The sequence below is a fragment of the Streptomyces sp. NPDC056948 genome (genome assembly GCF_042674225.1).
In the GTDB taxonomy this organism is placed as follows: Bacteria; Actinomycetota; Actinomycetes; order Streptomycetales; family Streptomycetaceae; genus Streptomyces; species Streptomyces purpurascens.
Genome location: NZ_JBHUQX010000205.1, coordinates 1 through 16098, shown reverse-complemented (window position 1 = coordinate 16098; position 16098 = coordinate 1). Strand labels below are relative to the sequence as shown.

At 70.3% G+C, this 16098-nt stretch carries 13 protein-coding genes; 10 read left to right on the top strand and 3 right to left on the bottom strand.

The genetic code is table 11. The features are described 5' to 3' along the window. Positions 1-53 precede the first annotated feature (53 nt). From ACFTZL_RS25250 to ACFTZL_RS25230, 5 genes are all read left to right on the top strand, one after another. Positions 54-914: an ABC transporter ATP-binding protein gene (locus ACFTZL_RS25250; protein ID WP_382586994.1), complete on the top strand. Its 861-nt coding sequence runs from the start codon at positions 54-56 to the stop codon at positions 912-914. Beyond that, on the top strand, positions 911-2428 hold the full coding sequence (locus tag ACFTZL_RS25245; protein WP_382586991.1) for an ABC transporter permease: 1518 nt from the start codon (positions 911-913) through the stop codon (positions 2426-2428). The genes ACFTZL_RS25250 and ACFTZL_RS25245 overlap by 4 nt, the downstream gene beginning before the upstream one ends. Continuing rightward, entirely contained in the window at positions 2416-3063 is a 648-nt protein-coding gene (locus tag ACFTZL_RS25240) for an ABC transporter (protein ID WP_382586988.1), read from the top strand. Before ACFTZL_RS25245 ends, ACFTZL_RS25240 begins: the two co-directional genes overlap by 13 nt. A 359-nt stretch (positions 3064-3422) precedes the next feature. Further along, positions 3423-3926: a hypothetical protein gene (locus tag ACFTZL_RS25235; RefSeq protein WP_382586985.1), complete on the top strand. Its 504-nt coding sequence runs from the start codon at positions 3423-3425 to the stop codon at positions 3924-3926. Between the two features lie 97 nt (positions 3927-4023). Further along, complete coding sequence (locus ACFTZL_RS25230; protein WP_382586982.1) at positions 4024-4362, top strand: hypothetical protein; 339 nt, start codon at positions 4024-4026, stop codon at positions 4360-4362. 258 nt (positions 4363-4620) lie between these two features. Here ACFTZL_RS25230 and ACFTZL_RS25225 read toward each other — a convergent pair whose 3' ends face one another. Both ACFTZL_RS25225 and dnaE read right to left on the bottom strand, forming a co-directional pair. Further along, positions 4621-4926, bottom strand: a complete 306-nt coding sequence (locus tag ACFTZL_RS25225) for a DUF6300 family protein (RefSeq protein WP_382586979.1) — start codon at positions 4924-4926, stop codon at positions 4621-4623. Continuing rightward, a complete protein-coding gene (gene dnaE, locus ACFTZL_RS25220) occupies positions 4923-8519 on the bottom strand; it encodes a DNA polymerase III subunit alpha (protein WP_382586976.1) in 3597 nt (1198 codons plus the stop codon). Before dnaE ends, ACFTZL_RS25225 begins: the two co-directional genes overlap by 4 nt. 89 nt (positions 8520-8608) lie before the next feature. On the opposite strand from dnaE, the gene ACFTZL_RS25215 reads away from it, so the two are divergent. Then, a complete protein-coding gene (locus ACFTZL_RS25215) occupies positions 8609-9544 on the top strand; it encodes a LysR family transcriptional regulator (RefSeq protein ID WP_382586973.1) in 936 nt (311 codons plus the stop codon). A 13-nt stretch (positions 9545-9557) separates the two neighbouring features. Here the strand turns inward: ACFTZL_RS25215 and mshD are convergent, their stop codons facing one another. Next, positions 9558-10484: a mycothiol synthase gene (gene mshD, locus ACFTZL_RS25210; RefSeq protein WP_382586970.1), complete on the bottom strand. Its 927-nt coding sequence runs from the start codon at positions 10482-10484 to the stop codon at positions 9558-9560. A 155-nt stretch (positions 10485-10639) separates the two neighbouring features. Here mshD and ACFTZL_RS25205 point away from each other — a divergent pair, with 155 nt between their 5' ends. From ACFTZL_RS25205 to ACFTZL_RS25190, 4 genes are all read left to right on the top strand, one after another. Next, complete coding sequence (locus tag ACFTZL_RS25205) at positions 10640-12463, top strand: bifunctional metallophosphatase/5'-nucleotidase (protein WP_382586967.1); 1824 nt, start codon at positions 10640-10642, stop codon at positions 12461-12463. A gap of 58 nt (positions 12464-12521) precedes the next feature. Then, positions 12522-13757: a DUF2993 domain-containing protein gene (locus ACFTZL_RS25200; RefSeq protein ID WP_382586964.1), complete on the top strand. Its 1236-nt coding sequence runs from the start codon at positions 12522-12524 to the stop codon at positions 13755-13757. A gap of 218 nt (positions 13758-13975) precedes the next feature. Then, positions 13976-14785, top strand: coding sequence for a hypothetical protein (locus ACFTZL_RS25195; RefSeq protein ID WP_382586961.1), 810 nt, complete (start codon positions 13976-13978; stop codon positions 14783-14785). A 155-nt stretch (positions 14786-14940) separates the two neighbouring features. Next, complete coding sequence (locus ACFTZL_RS25190; protein WP_382586959.1) at positions 14941-15975, top strand: glycoside hydrolase family 5 protein; 1035 nt, start codon at positions 14941-14943, stop codon at positions 15973-15975. Positions 15976-16098 lie beyond the last annotated feature (123 nt).

Here is a 16098-nt window from a genome sequence, read left to right as displayed (position 1 = left end):
GGGCTGCTCTTTCTGCTTCGTGACCGATTCGACCTCTTTCAGGGACGTGCCGTATGACCCCGACCGTGTCCGCCTCCGGGCTCAGCCTCCGCTACGGAGGCACCCGCGCCCTCGACGACGTGTCGCTGCGCCTGTCCGCCGGCGTCACCGGGCTGCTCGGGCCGAACGGCGCCGGCAAGACCACGCTGCTGCGGGTCCTCGCCACGGCCCTGCCCGCCGACCAGGGCGCCTTCACCGTGCTCGGGCATGACCCGGGCACCGCGCGGGGCCGGCAGGAGGTGCGGCGCCGGCTGGGCTATCTGCCGCAGACGCCGGGGTTCCACCCGGACTTCACGGCCTTCGAGTTCGTCGACTACGTGGCGATCCTCAAGGAGATGACCGACCGGTCCGCCCGGCACCGGGAGGTGCGGCGGGTGCTGGACGAGGTGGGACTCGCCGACGTACGCGGGAAGCGGATCCGGAAGCTGTCCGGCGGGATGCGGCAGCGGGTCGCCCTCGGGGCCGCCCTGGTCGGCGACCCCGGGTTCCTGGTCCTCGACGAGCCCACCGTCGGACTCGACCCCGAACAGCGCATGCGGTTCCGGGAGTTGATCGCGGGCGCCGGGGAGGGGCGCACCGTGATGCTGTCCACCCACCAGACGGAGGACGTGGCGATGCTCTGCCACCGCGTGCTGGTCATGGCCGGCGGCCGGGTGCGCTTCGAGGGCACCCCTGCCGAGCTGACCGCGCGGGCCGCGGGGCGGGTGTGGAGCAGCACGGAGCGGGACCCGGGCGCGAAGGCGGGATGGCGCACGGGGACCGGGTCCTTCCGGAACGTGGGGGACCCGCCGGACGGTGCCGAGCTCCTCGAACCCACCCTGGAGGACGGCTATCTGCTCACCCTCGACGGTGACGCCGTGGAGGTGGCGGCATGACCGCGGTGATGGAGAAGCCGGTCGCCTCCGACGAGCGGGCCGAGAAGGACCGGCCGTGGGCCGCCGTGATCGCCCTGGCCGGGTTCGAGACGCGCCGGCTGCTGACGATGCTGCCGATGATCATCGCCTTCCTTGTCTACATCGGCTGGACCGTATGGCGCATGGGGAGGGACTGGGGTGGCTATCCGGCCCTCCAGGACGCCGACCGCGCCACCCAGAGCGCGCCGATGCTCGTCGGGCTCACGGTGCTGCTGTGCGTCAATCGCGCCGCGCTGCGCTCCCGGCGGCACGGGACGGAGCCGTACTTCGCGGTGCTGGTCCTGCCGCCGTGGCGGCGTACGGTCGCCCATGCGCTGTCCGTCCTGGCCGCGGCCCTGATCACCGCCGTGTGCGTGGCCGCGCAGTTCGGCCGGGAGGCGCTCCGGCCCGGCGCGATCGGGCACGGTTCGGTGAGCGAACTGCTCGTGGGGCCGCTGACCGTGCTGCTGGCCGGGCTGGTCGGGCTCCTCATGGCAGAGCTGGTGCGGTCGTCTCTGGCCGCGCCGCTGCTCGTCGTGTTCTCCCTGTTCCTGTTCCTCTTCTTCTGGGGTACGAGCGACGACGGAAGCCGCTGGCTGCTGCCGGTCGTCGTCGAGGCGACCAGCAACACCCTGCCGTCCGACCTGCTGGGCCGGCCCGCAGGCTGGCACGCCCTGTATCTGGCCGGGCTGGCGCTGTGCGCGGGCCTGACGGCGGTGCTGGTCGCCGGTGGCCGCAAGCCGGTTCTCCTGACGGGGATCGCCGGGGCGCTGGCCATGACGCTGGTCGGCGGGGTGACCCAGACGGGCGGCGAATCCCCTGAGCTGGTCCGGGCCCGGGAACGGGCCTCGGCCACCCCCGAGCAGGAGCAGTCCTGTGTCCGGCGGGACGGGTCGACGTACTGCGCGTTCCCCGAGTGGGGGCCGCGGGTCGGGGACTGGGCCGGGGTGGTGGACCGGGTGCGGTCCCTGGCCGGGGGCGACGCGCAGGACCAGAAGATCGTCGTACGGCAGCGGGTCGAGGCCAACTACGGCCTCTCCAGCGAGGGTGCGCTGATGCCGCTGGAGCGTCCGCACGAGGTGACGGTGGGCACCCGGTGGGGCGGCAACCGCGTCCCCGAGTTCTCGGCCGCCGTCGCCGGAGTGCTGGTCGCGGGTGATGAGAAGGCCTCGACCTCGATGTGCGACGGCCGCATCGTCACCGTGATGTGGCTGGCCCTGGGCTGGGAGTCCGACCCGATGGCCGCGCTGCGCCGCGTCCGCCTCGACGACAGCGACACCGGCTCGGCGCTCGTGCTCCAGCCGACGGACGGGCTGTACATGACCGACGCCCAGACGGAGGTGCTGCGCGAACTGCTGGCGCGGCCCCGGGGCGAGGTCACGGCACGCGTGAAGGACAACTGGGCCGCGTTGACCGAGCCGAAGGTGACCGCGGCCCGGGCCGCGGAGCTGCTGGGCGTGGCCGCACCGGAAGGGGACGACAAGTGCTCGGACTGAGCAGGGAGTTGGTCGTCGCCGTCTGCCGGACCCTGCCGTTGGGTCTGGTGGGGGCGGCCGGTGCGACGGGGCTGCTGATGGCCGCGCTGACCCGGACCACCGGCGAGGCGGGGGAGTGGCTCGCGCTGCCTCTGCTCCGGGCGGCGATCCTGGCCTTCGCGATGGGCCTGGTGTTCCTGCTGGACGACCCGGCCCGGCACACCACGTCCACGGTGCCGACCCCGCGCCCGGTCCGTACCGGACTGCGGGTGGCGCTCGTCCTCCCGGTCGTGGCGGCCTGGTGGGCGGTGGCGCTGCTGCTGGTGCCGCGGGACATACGGCCGCCGGTCGCCGACATCACACTGGAGGCCGGGTCGGCCTTCGCCCTGGCGGTGACCGCCGCGGTGGTCGCGGTGCGCTGCAGCGACATCGCACGACCCGGGGCGCGCCTCGCGAGCGGTCTGCTGACCTCGGCGGTGCTGGTTCTGCTGTTCTGGCCCGGGCGGTGGGCGCTGCTCGTGCCGGTGCAGGACGAGCGGTGGGCGGCGGCGCATGACCGGTGGGCGGTGGTGTTGACCGGGGCCGTGCTGGTGGGGGTGCTGGGGGCGGGGGAGCCGGTGCGGCGGTGGGCGTGGCCGGTGGTGCGGGCGCGGTGATGGGCCCTGCGGGTGACTGGTCCGCGGTGTTGGTGCTGAAACGACCCGCAGGAGACCGACACCGCCGGCCTCCTGGCCGCCGACATCAAAGGAGTCAATGCCGCTCGGCCACGACCCTGTGCGACTTGAGATCACCGAAGCTGCATGGCAGCGATTACCCATAAGGGGCCCTGCTCCGTCCGGTTCACGCGGGCGGAGCAGGGCCTCTCAACGCAATGCTTCCCCCAGCTCCGGCGGCACCCATCGATCGCCTCCGACGACGTCAACGCGAAGGATGGCCTACTGCCGAACAGGGCCAAGTGCCTGTGATCACGCGTGCGGTATAGCTACGGTGACACTGCTGATTGCGAGGTGTTTGAGTGCTCGATAACGGCTACTCCGCCGACGAACACGGCAGCATGGAAGCTCTCGACGTCACGGAGGAGACACACGAACAGGTGATCGCAGCTGAGTCTCGGCTCGAATCCGGATACCTCGCCATCCTGAGCGCCCATGAGTACTACGCGAAGCTGGATGCGCAGGCTTCACATGCGGAAGGGGGCGCAGCCGAGAAGGGAGGCGAAAAAAGTGAGGGGGGCATCAGCAATGGGACCGGTCGGCTCGTGGCCCTGGTCACAGGGGCCGTCACCGCAGGTGTCGCGCTCGTGAGGCTCAAGATCGCTTCGATGAGCGAGTCGGCCCAGACCGAGCGGGAGCGGTTGCGGCAAGAGGCCATGACCCGGCGTGAAACCCTGCGCCAGGAGGCGATGACGAGGCGCGCCGAGATCACCGGACGCAGTGAGGAATCCCCCGGCGAGGACGAGAGCGGGGGTACTGATGAGAACCGAGCAAGTCCCCAGGCGCCCGACGCAGGAGGAAGTTGAACGCGCGCGCCAAGGCCTCAGCGCCATCCGGCGAGCGAGGTGGCGGCGCCGGATTCACGACTGGTGGGGTTGGAGCCCGTTCCTTGCTGTCGACTGCATGGTGGTCCACATCCTGGCGACGACGGCATCCGCTGCTGCCTTGGCGTCCTACGCTCTGATGCACGCGCTTGGGCTTACCTACCTCATGTGGCGAAAGCTGGAGTGGCGGCGCTGGCTCGGGGTGACTCTTTTCGTCCTCTGGTGCGCAGAAGAGGCTGTACTGCTCGTCATGTTCGCCGCATTGCTTGCCCCCGCATTGCCGTTGCTTCAGCTATCGCTGAGCCCGATGGGTGTCATCCGTGCGGTCATCTTGGGGCTGCCTGCCCTGCTTTTCGTCGCGAGCTGCGTATTCATACCCATCGCAATGCTCAAGCCTGAGCTATTCCGGTGTCGGTAGAAGCAAGAGGGCGCCCGGAACGATTGCCCGGACCACCCGACGCCGAGCTCCAGCCCCAGATTCCAGACGGATGCGATCAGCGGTCCGCCCTGGCGCCACCCACCGGGCCCTGTACCCGGGGCGCACGACCTCGCCGACGCCCTGGACGGCTGCTAGGCGCGTGCGCAACCGCCGTCCGTCGCCTCTGCCCCGCCCGACACGCTGACGAACAGGAGGCGGGGTGGGTGCAGCTAAGCCAGTGCGGGTGACCGGTGGTGGCTACAGGTCTCCGGACTGCCAGCGGGCCTCCTCCGTCTCGAGGGTGGTGGGGTCGGGGGTGCGGTGGCGGATCGTGGTCAGCCAGGCGTCGACGGCGTTCGCGAGGCCGGTCAGGGGCGGTGGGTCGTCCGAAGTGAGCAGGGCCAGCAATGGCGCCGCCGCCGGGTCGTTCGTGTCGCAGGATTCGCACAGCACCGACTCCCTGAGTCCCTCGACCTGTTCGCCGGAGCTGTTGTGCCAGCGGTGTGGATAGCGCGCGGCCAGCAGCGCAGGGGCTGCGCAGCGGGCGCAGACCAGGGGCGTCACGCGAGGCCCACCCAGGCGTCCGCCCCGAACGTGCCCTTCACGTCCGAGGCGACGGTGGTGGGGTCCACCGTGCTGTGCAGGGCGTAGACGGTCGTCCTGTGGGTGCCGCGGACCCGCAGACGGACCGGGGAGTCGCCGGGATGGTCGGTGAGGATCCGCTTCAGCTCCTCCACGGACTGCCGGGTGATCCGGTGCGCGGGCAGGGCGAGACGGACCGGGGGCCTGCCTTCCTGCTCGGCCAGGGACACGTCCAGCACGGCGAGTTCCCTGCCGAAGAGGCTCAGGGTGCCGTCACGGTCCTCGATCCTGCCGCGGACGGAGACGACGTCGTCCTCGGTCAGCGCGTGCTGGACCAACTGATAGACGGCGGGGAAGAACAGCACCTCGACACCGGCGTCCCGGTCCGTGACGTGGACGACGGCCCAGGCGTTCCCCTGCTTGGTCACCTTGCGCTGGACCCCGGTGATCAGCCCCGACAGCCGTACCTCACCCGAGGCGCGGCCCGAGGCGAGGAGCTCGGCGATGGAGCAGTCACGGGCGGCGGCGAGGATCCGCTCGGCACCGTCCAGGGGGTGGGCGGAGACGTACAGGCCGAGCATCTCCCGTTCGGTCGCCAGCAGTTGGCGGCGCGGCCACTCCTCCTCGTCGACGGGGAAGTCCAGCCCGAAGGCCGGGGTGTCCGCCTCGGACGTGCCCAGGCCGGCGAAGAGGTCGTCCTGGCCGAAGCTCGCCGCCTTCTTCACCGGGACGACCGCGTCGATCGCGGCCTCGTGCATGGCGGTCAGGCCCTTGCGGGAGTGCCCGAGCGAGTCGAAGGCACCCGCCTTGATCAGGGACTCCACCGCCCGCTTGTGGAGTGCGGGCAGACCGGCCTTGTGCAGGAAGTCGGAGAAGGACGTGAACCGCCCGCCGCCGCGGCGGGCGTCGATGACGGACTCGATGACACCGTCGCCGACGTTGCGCACGGACCGCAGCCCGAACCGTACGTCGTCCCCGACCGCGGCGAACTCCGCCACCGACTCGTTCACGTCGGGCGGCAGCACCCTCACTCCGTTGGCCCGGGCGTCGGCGAGATAGAGCGCGGCCTTGTCCTTGTCGTCGCCGACCGAGGTGAGCAGGGCGGCCATGTACTCGGCGGGATGGTTGGCCTTGAGGTAGGCGGTCCAGTAGGAGACGAGGCCGTACCCGGCCGTGTGGGACTTGTTGAAGGCGTAGCCGGAGAACGGCAGCATCACGTCCCACAGGGCCTGGACCGCCTCGTCGGAGAAGCCGTTCGCTCGCATGCCGCCGTGGAACTTCTCCCACTCGGCGGCCAGCACCTCGGGCTTCTTCTTGCCCATCGCCCGGCGCAGCATGTCCGCGCCGCCCAGGGTGTAGCCGGCCAGTTGCCGGGCGATGGCCATGATCTGCTCCTGGTAGACGAGCAGATGGTGGGTGGAGCCGAGGATCGGGTCGAGGGCCTCCCGCAGCTCCGCGTGGATCGGGGTCGGCGCCTGCTTGCCGTTCTGGCGCAGGGCGTAGTTGGTGTGCGCGTTGGCGGCCATCGGGCCGGGCCGGTACAGGGCGTTGGCCGCGGCGATGTCCTCGAAGCGGGTCGGTGCCATCAGCCTGAGCAGGGCGCGCATGCCGCCGCTGTCGAGCTGGAACACACCGAGGGTGTTGGCCTCGGCCAGCAGCCGGTAGGTCCGGGCGTCGTCCAGCGGGATGACGACCGTGCCCGGGTCACCGTCCCCGGGGTCGACGGTGGCCAAACGGATGCCCCGGTTCTCCCGGACGTTCTCGATGGCCTGGTCGATGACGCCCAGGTTCCGCAGCCCCAGGAAGTCCATCTTCACCAGGCCCATCGCCTCGCACGACGGGTAGTCGAAACCGGTGATGCGCGCACGGTCGGAAGCCCGCAGATGCAACGGGATCCGGTCGGTCAGCGGGGTCTTGGACAGGATCACCGCGGCGGCGTGCACCCCGGTGCCGCGCGTCAGGCCCTCCACGCCACGGGCTGTGTCGATCACCCGCCGCACATCCGGCTCGCCGTCGTACAGCTGTCGGATCTCACCGGCCTCCGGGTAGCGCGGGTGGGAGGAGTCGAAGATCGCGTCCAGTGGGGCGGGTTTGCCGTTCTGGTCGGGCGGGAGCGCCTTGGTGATCCGCTCGCCGTGGGCGAAGGGGTAGCCCAGGATGCGCGTGGAGTCCTTGATGGCGTTCTTCGCCTTGATCCGGCCGAAGGTGTTCACCAGGGCCGTGTACGCGTCGCCGTACTTGTCGATCACGTAGCGGACCATGCGGTCGCGCTGCCGGTCGTCGAAGTCGAGGTCGACGTCGGGCGGGTTGATGCGCTCGGGGTTCAGGAACCGTTCGAAGAGCAGCCCGTGTTCCAGAGGGCACAGTTCGGTGATGCGGGTGGCGTACGCGACGAGGGAGCCGGTGGCCGAGCCACGGCCCGGGCCGAGTGGGATGCCGTTGGCCCGGGCGTACCGGCAGATGTCGGCCACGACCAGGAAGTACGAGCTGAAGCCCATCGGCCCGATGACCGACATCTCGGTCTCGAACCGGTCCAGGACCCGCGCCGGCACCGGATCCCCGTAGCGCAGGGTGAGACCCGTCAGGACCTCCTTCCGCAGCCACGACTCCTGCGTCTCGCCCTCGGGCACATCCGGAAAGCGCGGCATCTCGTCGACCTGGTCGAAGACCTCGTCGTACGACTCGACGCGCTCGGCGATCAGCAGCGTGTTGTCGCAGGCCTCGGGGAGGTCGGTGAAGAGGGCGCGCATCTCGGCGGCCGGCTTCAGGTAGTAGCCGGAGCCGCTGAAACGGAAGCGGCGCGGGTCGTCCTTGTTCTTGCCGACGCCGATGCACAGCAGGTTGTCGTGGGCGTCGGCCTGGTCCTCGGTGACGTAGTGGGCGTCGTTGGTGGCCAGGAGAGGCAGGTCCAGGTCCGCGGCCAGGCGTAGGAGCCCGTCCCGGACCTCGCGTTCGATGGCCAGGCCGTGGTCCATCAGCTCCAGGAAGTAGTTCTCCCGGCCGAAGATCTCCTGATAGGCGCCCGCGGCAGTCCTGGCCTCCTCGTACTGCCCGAGACGCAGCCGCGTCTGGACCTCGCCGGAGGGACAGCCCGTGGTGGCGATGATGCCGTCCGGCCGCTCGGCGATCAGCTCACGGTCCATACGCGGCTTCCCGGCTGGGAACTGCCCCTCGTAACTGGCCTGTGTGCTGAGCCGGAACAGATTCCGCAGCCCCCGGGCGTTGTACGCCCACATGGTCATGTGCGTGAAACGGCCGCCGCCCGACACGTCCTTCGAGCCCTCCCCGCCCTCCCCGACGGCCCGGCGACCGCCCGGCCCCCAGAACTCCTGCCTGCGCGAGAACCGGGAAGAGGGCGCCACATACGCCTCGATACCGATGACGGGCCTGACCGTGTCGAAGTCCTTCGCGGTCTGCGCGAACTCATGGGCCCCGAACATGTTCCCGTGGTCGCTCATCGCGATCGCGGGCATGCCCTGCCGTGCCACCTCGGCGAACATCGGCCTCAGCTTCTGCGCACCGTCGAGCATCGAATACTCCGTGTGGTTGTGCAGATGAACGAAGGAGTTCGGCATATCCGCATGAAATCGGTTGCAGAGCCGCAGGATCAAACAACAGGCACACTCATCAGAACAACCACAGGTTGTGCATCTAGGCTATCGGCGTGGACCTCAAAGCCGTACGAGCCTTCGTGGCGATCGCCGACTCCGGGCAGTTCCAGAAGGCCGCCGTGGATCTGGCCCTCACCCAGCAGGCCGTCTCCAAGCGGATCGCCGCGCTGGAGAAGGATCTCGGGGTGCGGCTGCTCGTGCGCACGGCACGGGGAGCGGAGCTCACCATCGACGGGCAGGCGCTCCTGCCGCACGCCCGGGCCCTGCTCCGGGCGGAGGAGCGGGCGGTGGCCGCCGTGAGCCCAGGGGACCGTGCGCTACGGGTGGACGTCGTGGGGCGCCGGGTCGCCACGGCCGGACTGGTACGGGACTTCCACCTGGCGCATCCGGAGATCGCTCTGGACGTCGTCACGCTGTTCGGCGCGGACACGGCGCTGACCGCGGTGCGGGACGGGGGCGTCGACGCCACGTTCCGTGCCGTCACCATGCCCGGGCACCGGCTCCCCGACGGCGTCGAAGCCGTCCCGGTCCTCGACGAGCCGCTGCGGCTGTGCGTCGGGCCCGACCACGCGTTCGCCCGGGCCGCCTCGGTGACACCCGCGCATCTGGCCGGTCACCGGATCTGGATGCCGGGCAACGAGCCCGGCACGGAGTGGGCCGCGTACTACGACGAACTCGCCGCGACCTTCGGCCCGACCATCGACACCATCGGCCCCAACTTCGGTATCGAGGCCCTCCTCGACACCATCGCGGCCTCCCCGACCCTGGCGACCTTCCTCAGCGAACGCACCCCGCTGGTCTGGCCGACCGGCCACGACCTGCGTCTCGTCCCCGTGCGCGACCCGATGCCGGTCTACCCGCACTCCCTGCTCTGGCGCCCGGACAACCCGCATCCCGGCCTCGCCGCCCTCCGCGACCACCTGCTGGCGACGCGCCCCCGCTCGACCGAAGGGGAGACCTGGCGCCCGACGTGGGCGCAGCGGCCTTGAGCCCGAGCCCGGCTCAGGTCTCCGTCCGGTACATCAGATCCACCTCGTGCGTCTGGAACCCCAGCCGCTCGTACACCGTCACCGCCGCCTTGTTGTCGGCGTCGACGTAGAGCATCGCCGTCGGCAGGCCCTGCCCCGCCAGATGCCGCAGGCCGATCGTGGTCAGGGACTTGCCGAGGCCGCCGCCCTGGGCGCCGGGGCCGACGCCGAGGACGTAGACCTCGCCGAGGCCCTCCTGGGCGTGGACCTTGGTCCAGTGGAAGCCGACGAGTTCGTCGCCGCGGAAGGCGAGGAAGAAACCGGCGGGGTCGAACCACGGCTCGGACTTGCGGTCGTCGAGGTCCCGCTGCGTGAGGGAGCCCTGCTCGGGGTGGTGGGCGAAGGCGGCGGCGTTCACGGCGAGCCACGCCGCGTCGTCCTGGCCGGGGACGAAGGCGCGGACGGTGACGCCCTCGGGGAGCACCGGCTCGGGCGCGTCGAAGCCGGTCAACGGGCGGCGCATCTGGCGCAGTTCACGGAACAGGGTCAGTCCGAGGACCTGCGCGAGATGCCGGGCGGCGGAGTGGCCACCGTGCGCCCACACCCGCAGCCGCTTGCCCGACGCGGCCAGCAGGGCGGACCCGAGCGCCCGCCCGTGCCCGTGCCCGCGATGCCCGGGGTGGACGACCAGCTCGGCGGCCGGCGGCTCCACCGGGTCGGTGTCCTCGAGCTGGGCATAGCCGACGAGTTCGCCGTCGACGGTGAGCAGCAGATGCGCCACGCCCTCCCGCTCGCCGCCACGCAACTGCAACCGGCCCTGTTCGGACACCGCCTGCTGCCCGTCGGTACGGGTGGCCTCGGCGAGCAGCCCGAGCACGGCCTCGGTCTGCTCGGGGGAGAGCGCGGCAAGGGTCTCGATCGAGCGGGGGCGTCCGGGCCGTACGGTGTCGTCGCTGGTCATGCGTACGAGGGTACGGCGCCCCACCGGCAAATCGGCGGCAAAGAAGCAACCAGGATGTAACCACGAAACACCTGTCGCGCTACGCGCGTTGACTCTAGGCTGCGCCGGACGAGATCACCGTCCAAGCAAGCAGCAGCAGACCCACAGGGGGGCGTATGCCAGCCACTTCACCGGCACCGGTGCACCAGGAGCGCCGTAGACGTCGTACGAACCGTTTCGTCGCAATCGCCGCCGGTGTCGTCACCGTCGGTGGACTGGCCGCCGCGGGGCTGCCGGGGTCGGCGAGCGCCGGCGAGGACCAGCGCAAGGGCGGGCACTGGCCCGGCCGCTACCAGGATGTCCAGCTGCTGTCGTTCAACGACCTGCACGGCAATCTGGAGCCCCCGGCCGGTTCTTCCGGCCGGGTCACCGAGCAGCAGGCCGACGGTACGACGAAGACCATCGACGCGGGTGGCGTCGAGTACCTGGCCACGCATCTGCGGCAGGCCCGCAAGGGCGAGAAGTACTCCGTCACCGCAGCCGGCGGCGACATGGTCGGTGCCTCCCCGCTGATCTCCGGGCTCTTCCACGACGAGCCGACCATCGAGGCGCTGAACAAGCTCGACCTCGACGTCACGTCCGTCGGCAACCACGAGTTCGACGAGGGCGCCAAGGAGCTGTCCCGTCTGCAGAACGGCGGCTGCCACCCCAAGGACGGCTGCTACACGGACAAGAAGTTCAAGGGTGCCGACTTCCCCTACCTGGCCGCCAACGTCCTCGACGAGAAGACGAAGAAGCCGATCCTCAAGCCCTACTGGGTGTGGAAGAAGAAGGACGTCAAGGTCGGCTTCATCGGCGTGACCCTGGAGGGCACTCCGGACATCGTCTCCGCCGAGGGCGTCAAGGGCCTCTCCTTCAAGGACGAGGTCGAGACGATCAACAAGTACGCCAAGGTGCTGCGGAAGCAGGGCGTGAAGTCGATCGTTGCCCTCATCCACGAAGGCGGCTTCCCGGCGTCGACGTCGTACAACTACGACTGTGACTCCCCGGGCGCCGGCGACGGCATCTCCGGGCCGATCGTCGACATCGCCAAGAACGTCACGCCGCAGGTGGACGCGCTGGTCACCGGCCACACCCACAACGCGTACGTGTGCAGCATCGACGACCCGGCGGGCAAGCCCCGCATGGTCACCTCGGCCGCGTCCTTCGGTCGCCTCTACACCGACACCACGCTGACGTACGACCGGAAGACCGGCGACATCGCCCGTACGGCCGTGAAGTCGGCGAACCGCGTGGTCACCCGGGACGTCCCCAAGGCGCCCGACATGACGCAGCTGATCAGCAAGTGGAACACGCTGGCCGCGCCCATCGGCAACAAGCCGATCGGTTACATCTCCGGCGACATCGGCAACACCGGCAGCGAGTCCCCGCTCGGCGACCTGATCGCCGACGCCCAGCTCGCCCACGGCAAGAAGCTCGACCCGGAGACCGACCTGGCGCTGATGAACCCGGGCGGTATCCGGGCACCCCTGACGTATGCGGCCAAAGCCGGTGAAGGCGACGGTGTCGTGACCTACGCGGAGGGCTTCACGGTCCAGCCGTTCGCCAACACCGTGAACCTCCAGGACTTCACGGGCGCCCAGCTCGTCCAGGTCCTCAAGGAGCAGGTGACCGGCCCGAACGCGGCGGCGCCGAAGGTTCTCCAGGTGTCGTCCGGCCTGACCTACACGCTGGACCTCACCAAGTCCGGTGCCGACCGGGTGGTCACCGACTCGGTCAAGCTGGACGGCAAGGCCATCGACCCGGCGGCCACCTACCGCGTCGCGACGAACAGCTTCCTCGCGGGCGGCGGCGACGGATTCCCGACGCTGGGCCAGGGCACGAACGACGTCGTCGGCCTCGACGACCTGGCCGCTCTGGAGCAGTACCTGACGGCCAACTCCTCGGCGTCCGACCCGATCGCGCCGCCGAAGGCCGACCGCATCACCATCGTGAAGTAAATCGCATAGGTGGGGTTCAGGTTGCGAGGTGGGGCGGTGCGCATGGTCGGATGAGACGATGCGCACCCCCCACCGCATGGACATGCATCATCCCGACCACCGCTCTGAACAGCCCCACAACCCCTACGACGAACTCGGCGCACTCGACGACGGGCCTCTGGAGGCGACCCCTCTGCAGGACTTCCTCGGCGAGGACGCCGAGCAGCGGGACCAGCCGGAGCCGGAGTGGTCGCCGCCCGACCACCGCCGCGGCGGCCGACGCCGAAAGAATCGTTTCGCCGGGCTGCCGCTCGCGGTGAAGGCGGTGGTGGGCCTGGTCGTCCTCGCCTCGTTCGCCGCCCTCGGCGACCGCTGGGCGGTGCTGTACGCCGAGCACCGGGCCGCGGACACCCTCAAGGACCGCCTGGACCTGGCCGCCGCGCCCGAGGTGGAGATCGGCGGCTTCCCCTTCCTCACCCAACTCGCCGACAAGCGACTGGAGTCGGTGAAGGTGACCGTCCCGGACGTCGCCGCCGACCGGGTCTCGCTGGCGAAGGTGTCGGCCACGGCCCATGACGTACGGCTGAACGCGGACGGCCTGACCTCCGTGCGCGGCGCCGACGTTCCCCGGTTCGACGGGGACGTCATGCTGTCCTTCGCGGACCTCAACCGCGAACTCGGCGCCTCCCAGGTGACGTTCACCGGCGAGGGCCGGGACCGGGTGCGGGCGCGCGGCACCCTGCCGGTCGCCGGGCACAACCTGAAGCTGCGGGCCGAGGCCCGGATCCAGCGGCAGGGTGAGCGGGGCATCGCCACGGAGATCGGCGGCATGCGCCTGGACATCGGGGACCTCGCGACCTACCGCCCCGGCAAGCGAGCCTCGGAGGGACTGCACCTGACGCCCAAGGCCTCCGCCGACCTGGCCCGGGAGACCCAGAAGGCCAAGGCGCTGCTGTCGGTCCCGGCCATCGTGCAGCGCATGGGCGTGCCCGAGGCGACGGTGAACGAGGCCCTGGCCGACAACGGCAAGCTCGCCGAGCTGACCGGTTCCCCGCGCTTCGCCCGCCAGGCCGAACGCCTCAACCTCATCGACCTCGCCCTGAGCAACCCCGAGGTGCTCAAGCGCCTGGGCCTCGACCCCGACCTCCTCGGCGAGTTGTCGGGCCTGACCCGCCCGGTCCTGGCCGACCGTCTCGCGCTGGCGTTCGAACTGCCCAAGCCGGAGCAGGGGGACGTACGGCTGGAGGACGTACGGGTCGAGGAGGACGGCATCCGGGTGCGGCTGTCGGGCTCGGGGCTGTCGGTGGGCAGTTGAGCCACGGCGAGACCGAGGCTGAGCCCCACCTGCTCCGGGGCTGAGCCACACCGGCTCCGAGGCTGAGCCACACCCGCTCCGAGGCTGAACCCCACCGGCTCCGAGGGCTTTTCGCGCAGGAGAATGTGCCCGGAAGTCTGGCCTTCGGGCGCTGTCCGCACCCCGCGATCCCCCGGAGACTGGGCCGGGCGCACCGGACCGAGACGAGGATGATGCGGATGCACAGGCACGGTAGGTCCCCGGAATCCGAGGCGGACGCGCGGGCCGGACACCCCCACCGGCCCCTGCTCCGGCCGCATGAGGACGGCGCCCAGGCGGCCCAATTGGCGGCCGGCGGGCAACTGACACCGGACGCGGCGATGTCCCTCCAGCGCACCGCCGGAAACGCCGCTTTTGTGGCTGTTCAGCGCATGCCCCAGGGCGGCAACGGCGAGGGCCCGGCCGAGGAGAAGCCCATGGATGGGCTGAGCCGGTTGCGCAGGGCCAACGAGCGGGCGGAGAAGCGTGGTCAGGCGGCGCCCACCTACGGTCCCGGGCAGAGCCCCTTCGGTCCGTACACGGTGAACAAGGGTCGAGGGGCCGGCCCGTACATCACGTCGAACAAGAAGGCCCAGCACCCGGGGAGCGAGGACCTCGGAACCACGTACAACGAGCTGGTCCAGGCGCTGGACGCCGAGCACGAGCCCATGGTCGCGGCCGCCGCGCGCGGCGAGGCGCTGGACGAGGGAGCCCTCGCCGGCATGAGCGCCACGCAGAAGCGGGCCGCCGCCATGCTCTACGGGATCATGACGGAGTCCGAGGAGCGCAGGTTCCCGGGGGCCGGCAAGGCCATGCGCAGTGCCCTGACCAAGCAGGGCGACCCCTACCACGAGGCGGAGGAGTTCGACGAGGACTTCCCGATGGCCAAGGACAAGGGCGCGCAGTACTACCGGGAGGTGCTGTCCGGGAAGAAGCAGCTTTCGGACAAGGCACGCAAGAACCTGGAGGACATGTCCTCGTCGTCCTCGGACGGGGAGAAGTCCTCCTGAGGTCTGAGGCCTGAAGCCCGGGGGTCGCCGATCCCTGGGTGAAACTTTGTGTGCAGATGTGTTGACCTCTGTTCGAGTCTCCTTCTAGTTTCGTGCTCCACTGAGCGGTCCGACTGCGGGCTGCTCACCTTCGCACATGCTCAGAAGGGGATGTCGTGTCTCAAAAGAACCATCGCGGGACAGCTTGCGTGGGGGCGCTGCTGGCCTGCGTCACGGCATTCGGCGGAGCGCTCGCTTCCCCCGCTGCCGCCTCGCAAGCCTCCCGTCCCGCCACACCGCCGCCCGTCAGTGACTTCAAGGGCGTCAACTGGGCCGACCCGCGCGACAACTACGCCGACGACGCGGTCGTGCCCTCGGGCCTGTCCACCTCCGACAGCTACGCCACCACCTACGCCAAGTCCAAGGCGATCATCGGCGGGTTCTCCGAGCTCGGCGCCAACACGGTCCGGCTCCCGGTCAACCCGACCTCGGTGAACGGCCCCTTCTGGAAGTCGTACCGGGGTGCGATCGACGCCGCCACCGCCAAGGGGTTCAAGGTCATCCTGGGCTACTGGGAGGCCGACAACGCCAAGGACGGCAAGATCGACGACCAGGCCACTTGGGACCGGATGTGGAAGCGGATCACCACCGCCTACGCCCACAACTCCCGCGTGTACTTCGAGCCGATGAACGAGCCGTTCGGCTACACCGCCCAGGAGTGGACCGACATCGCCGCGACGTGGGTGAACACCTACCGCAACGTGCCCCGCGACCGGATCCTGATCGGCGGCTACAAGTACAGCGAGGACGTCAAGCCCGTCTGCGCCGACCCCCGTCTCAAGGGCACGCGCCTGGCCCTGCACAACTACGGCTTCTGGCACACCGACTGGACCAGCGTCGACCAGTGGAAGGCGGACTTCAAGTCGCGCATCGGCGACTGCGCCTCGCGCACGATCCTCGACGAGTTCGGCGCTTCCATGACCACCGGCCTCGACTACAACGGCCCGGTGGGCACCTCCAACGAGGTCGCCTACATACAGGCAGCGACCGACACCATCCGGGAGCTGGGCCTGGGCTCGGTCTACTGGCCCGGCCTGCGCAACGGTGACACCTACTCCCTCACCACGCTCCAGGGCACGGGCACGAAGCTCAGCCTGACGGTGAACAACCAGAGCGGCCTGGACCGGCTGCACTACGCCTGGAAGCAGTAAGTCTCTCCCGAGGCATGGTGGCCCTTCCGGGTCCGGCGCCGCTTGTCAGCCGGACCCGGAAGGGAGCCGTCAGGACGCCGAAGGCGTCCATCCCGCGAGCCAGTCCGCGACCACCGGGTCGGC

Bases quoted from the DNA above. Each gene is read 5' to 3' on its own strand.
- ACFTZL_RS25250 (WP_382586994.1), top strand. From the start codon at position 54: ATGACCCCGACCGTGTCCGCCTCCGGGCTCAGCCTCCGCTACGGAGGC.
- ACFTZL_RS25245 (WP_382586991.1), top strand. From the start codon at position 911: ATGACCGCGGTGATGGAGAAGCCGGTCGCCTCCGACGAGCGGGCCGAG.
- ACFTZL_RS25230 (WP_382586982.1), top strand. From the start codon at position 4,024: ATGGTGGTCCACATCCTGGCGACGACGGCATCCGCTGCTGCCTTGGCG.
- dnaE (WP_382586976.1), bottom strand. From the start codon at position 8,519: ATGCCGAACTCCTTCGTTCATCTGCACAACCACACGGAGTATTCGATG.
- mshD (WP_382586970.1), bottom strand. From the start codon at position 10,484: ATGACCAGCGACGACACCGTACGGCCCGGACGCCCCCGCTCGATCGAG.
- ACFTZL_RS25205 (WP_382586967.1), top strand. From the start codon at position 10,640: ATGCCAGCCACTTCACCGGCACCGGTGCACCAGGAGCGCCGTAGACGT.
- ACFTZL_RS25200 (WP_382586964.1), top strand. From the start codon at position 12,522: ATGCGCACCCCCCACCGCATGGACATGCATCATCCCGACCACCGCTCT.
- ACFTZL_RS25195 (WP_382586961.1), top strand. From the start codon at position 13,976: ATGCACAGGCACGGTAGGTCCCCGGAATCCGAGGCGGACGCGCGGGCC.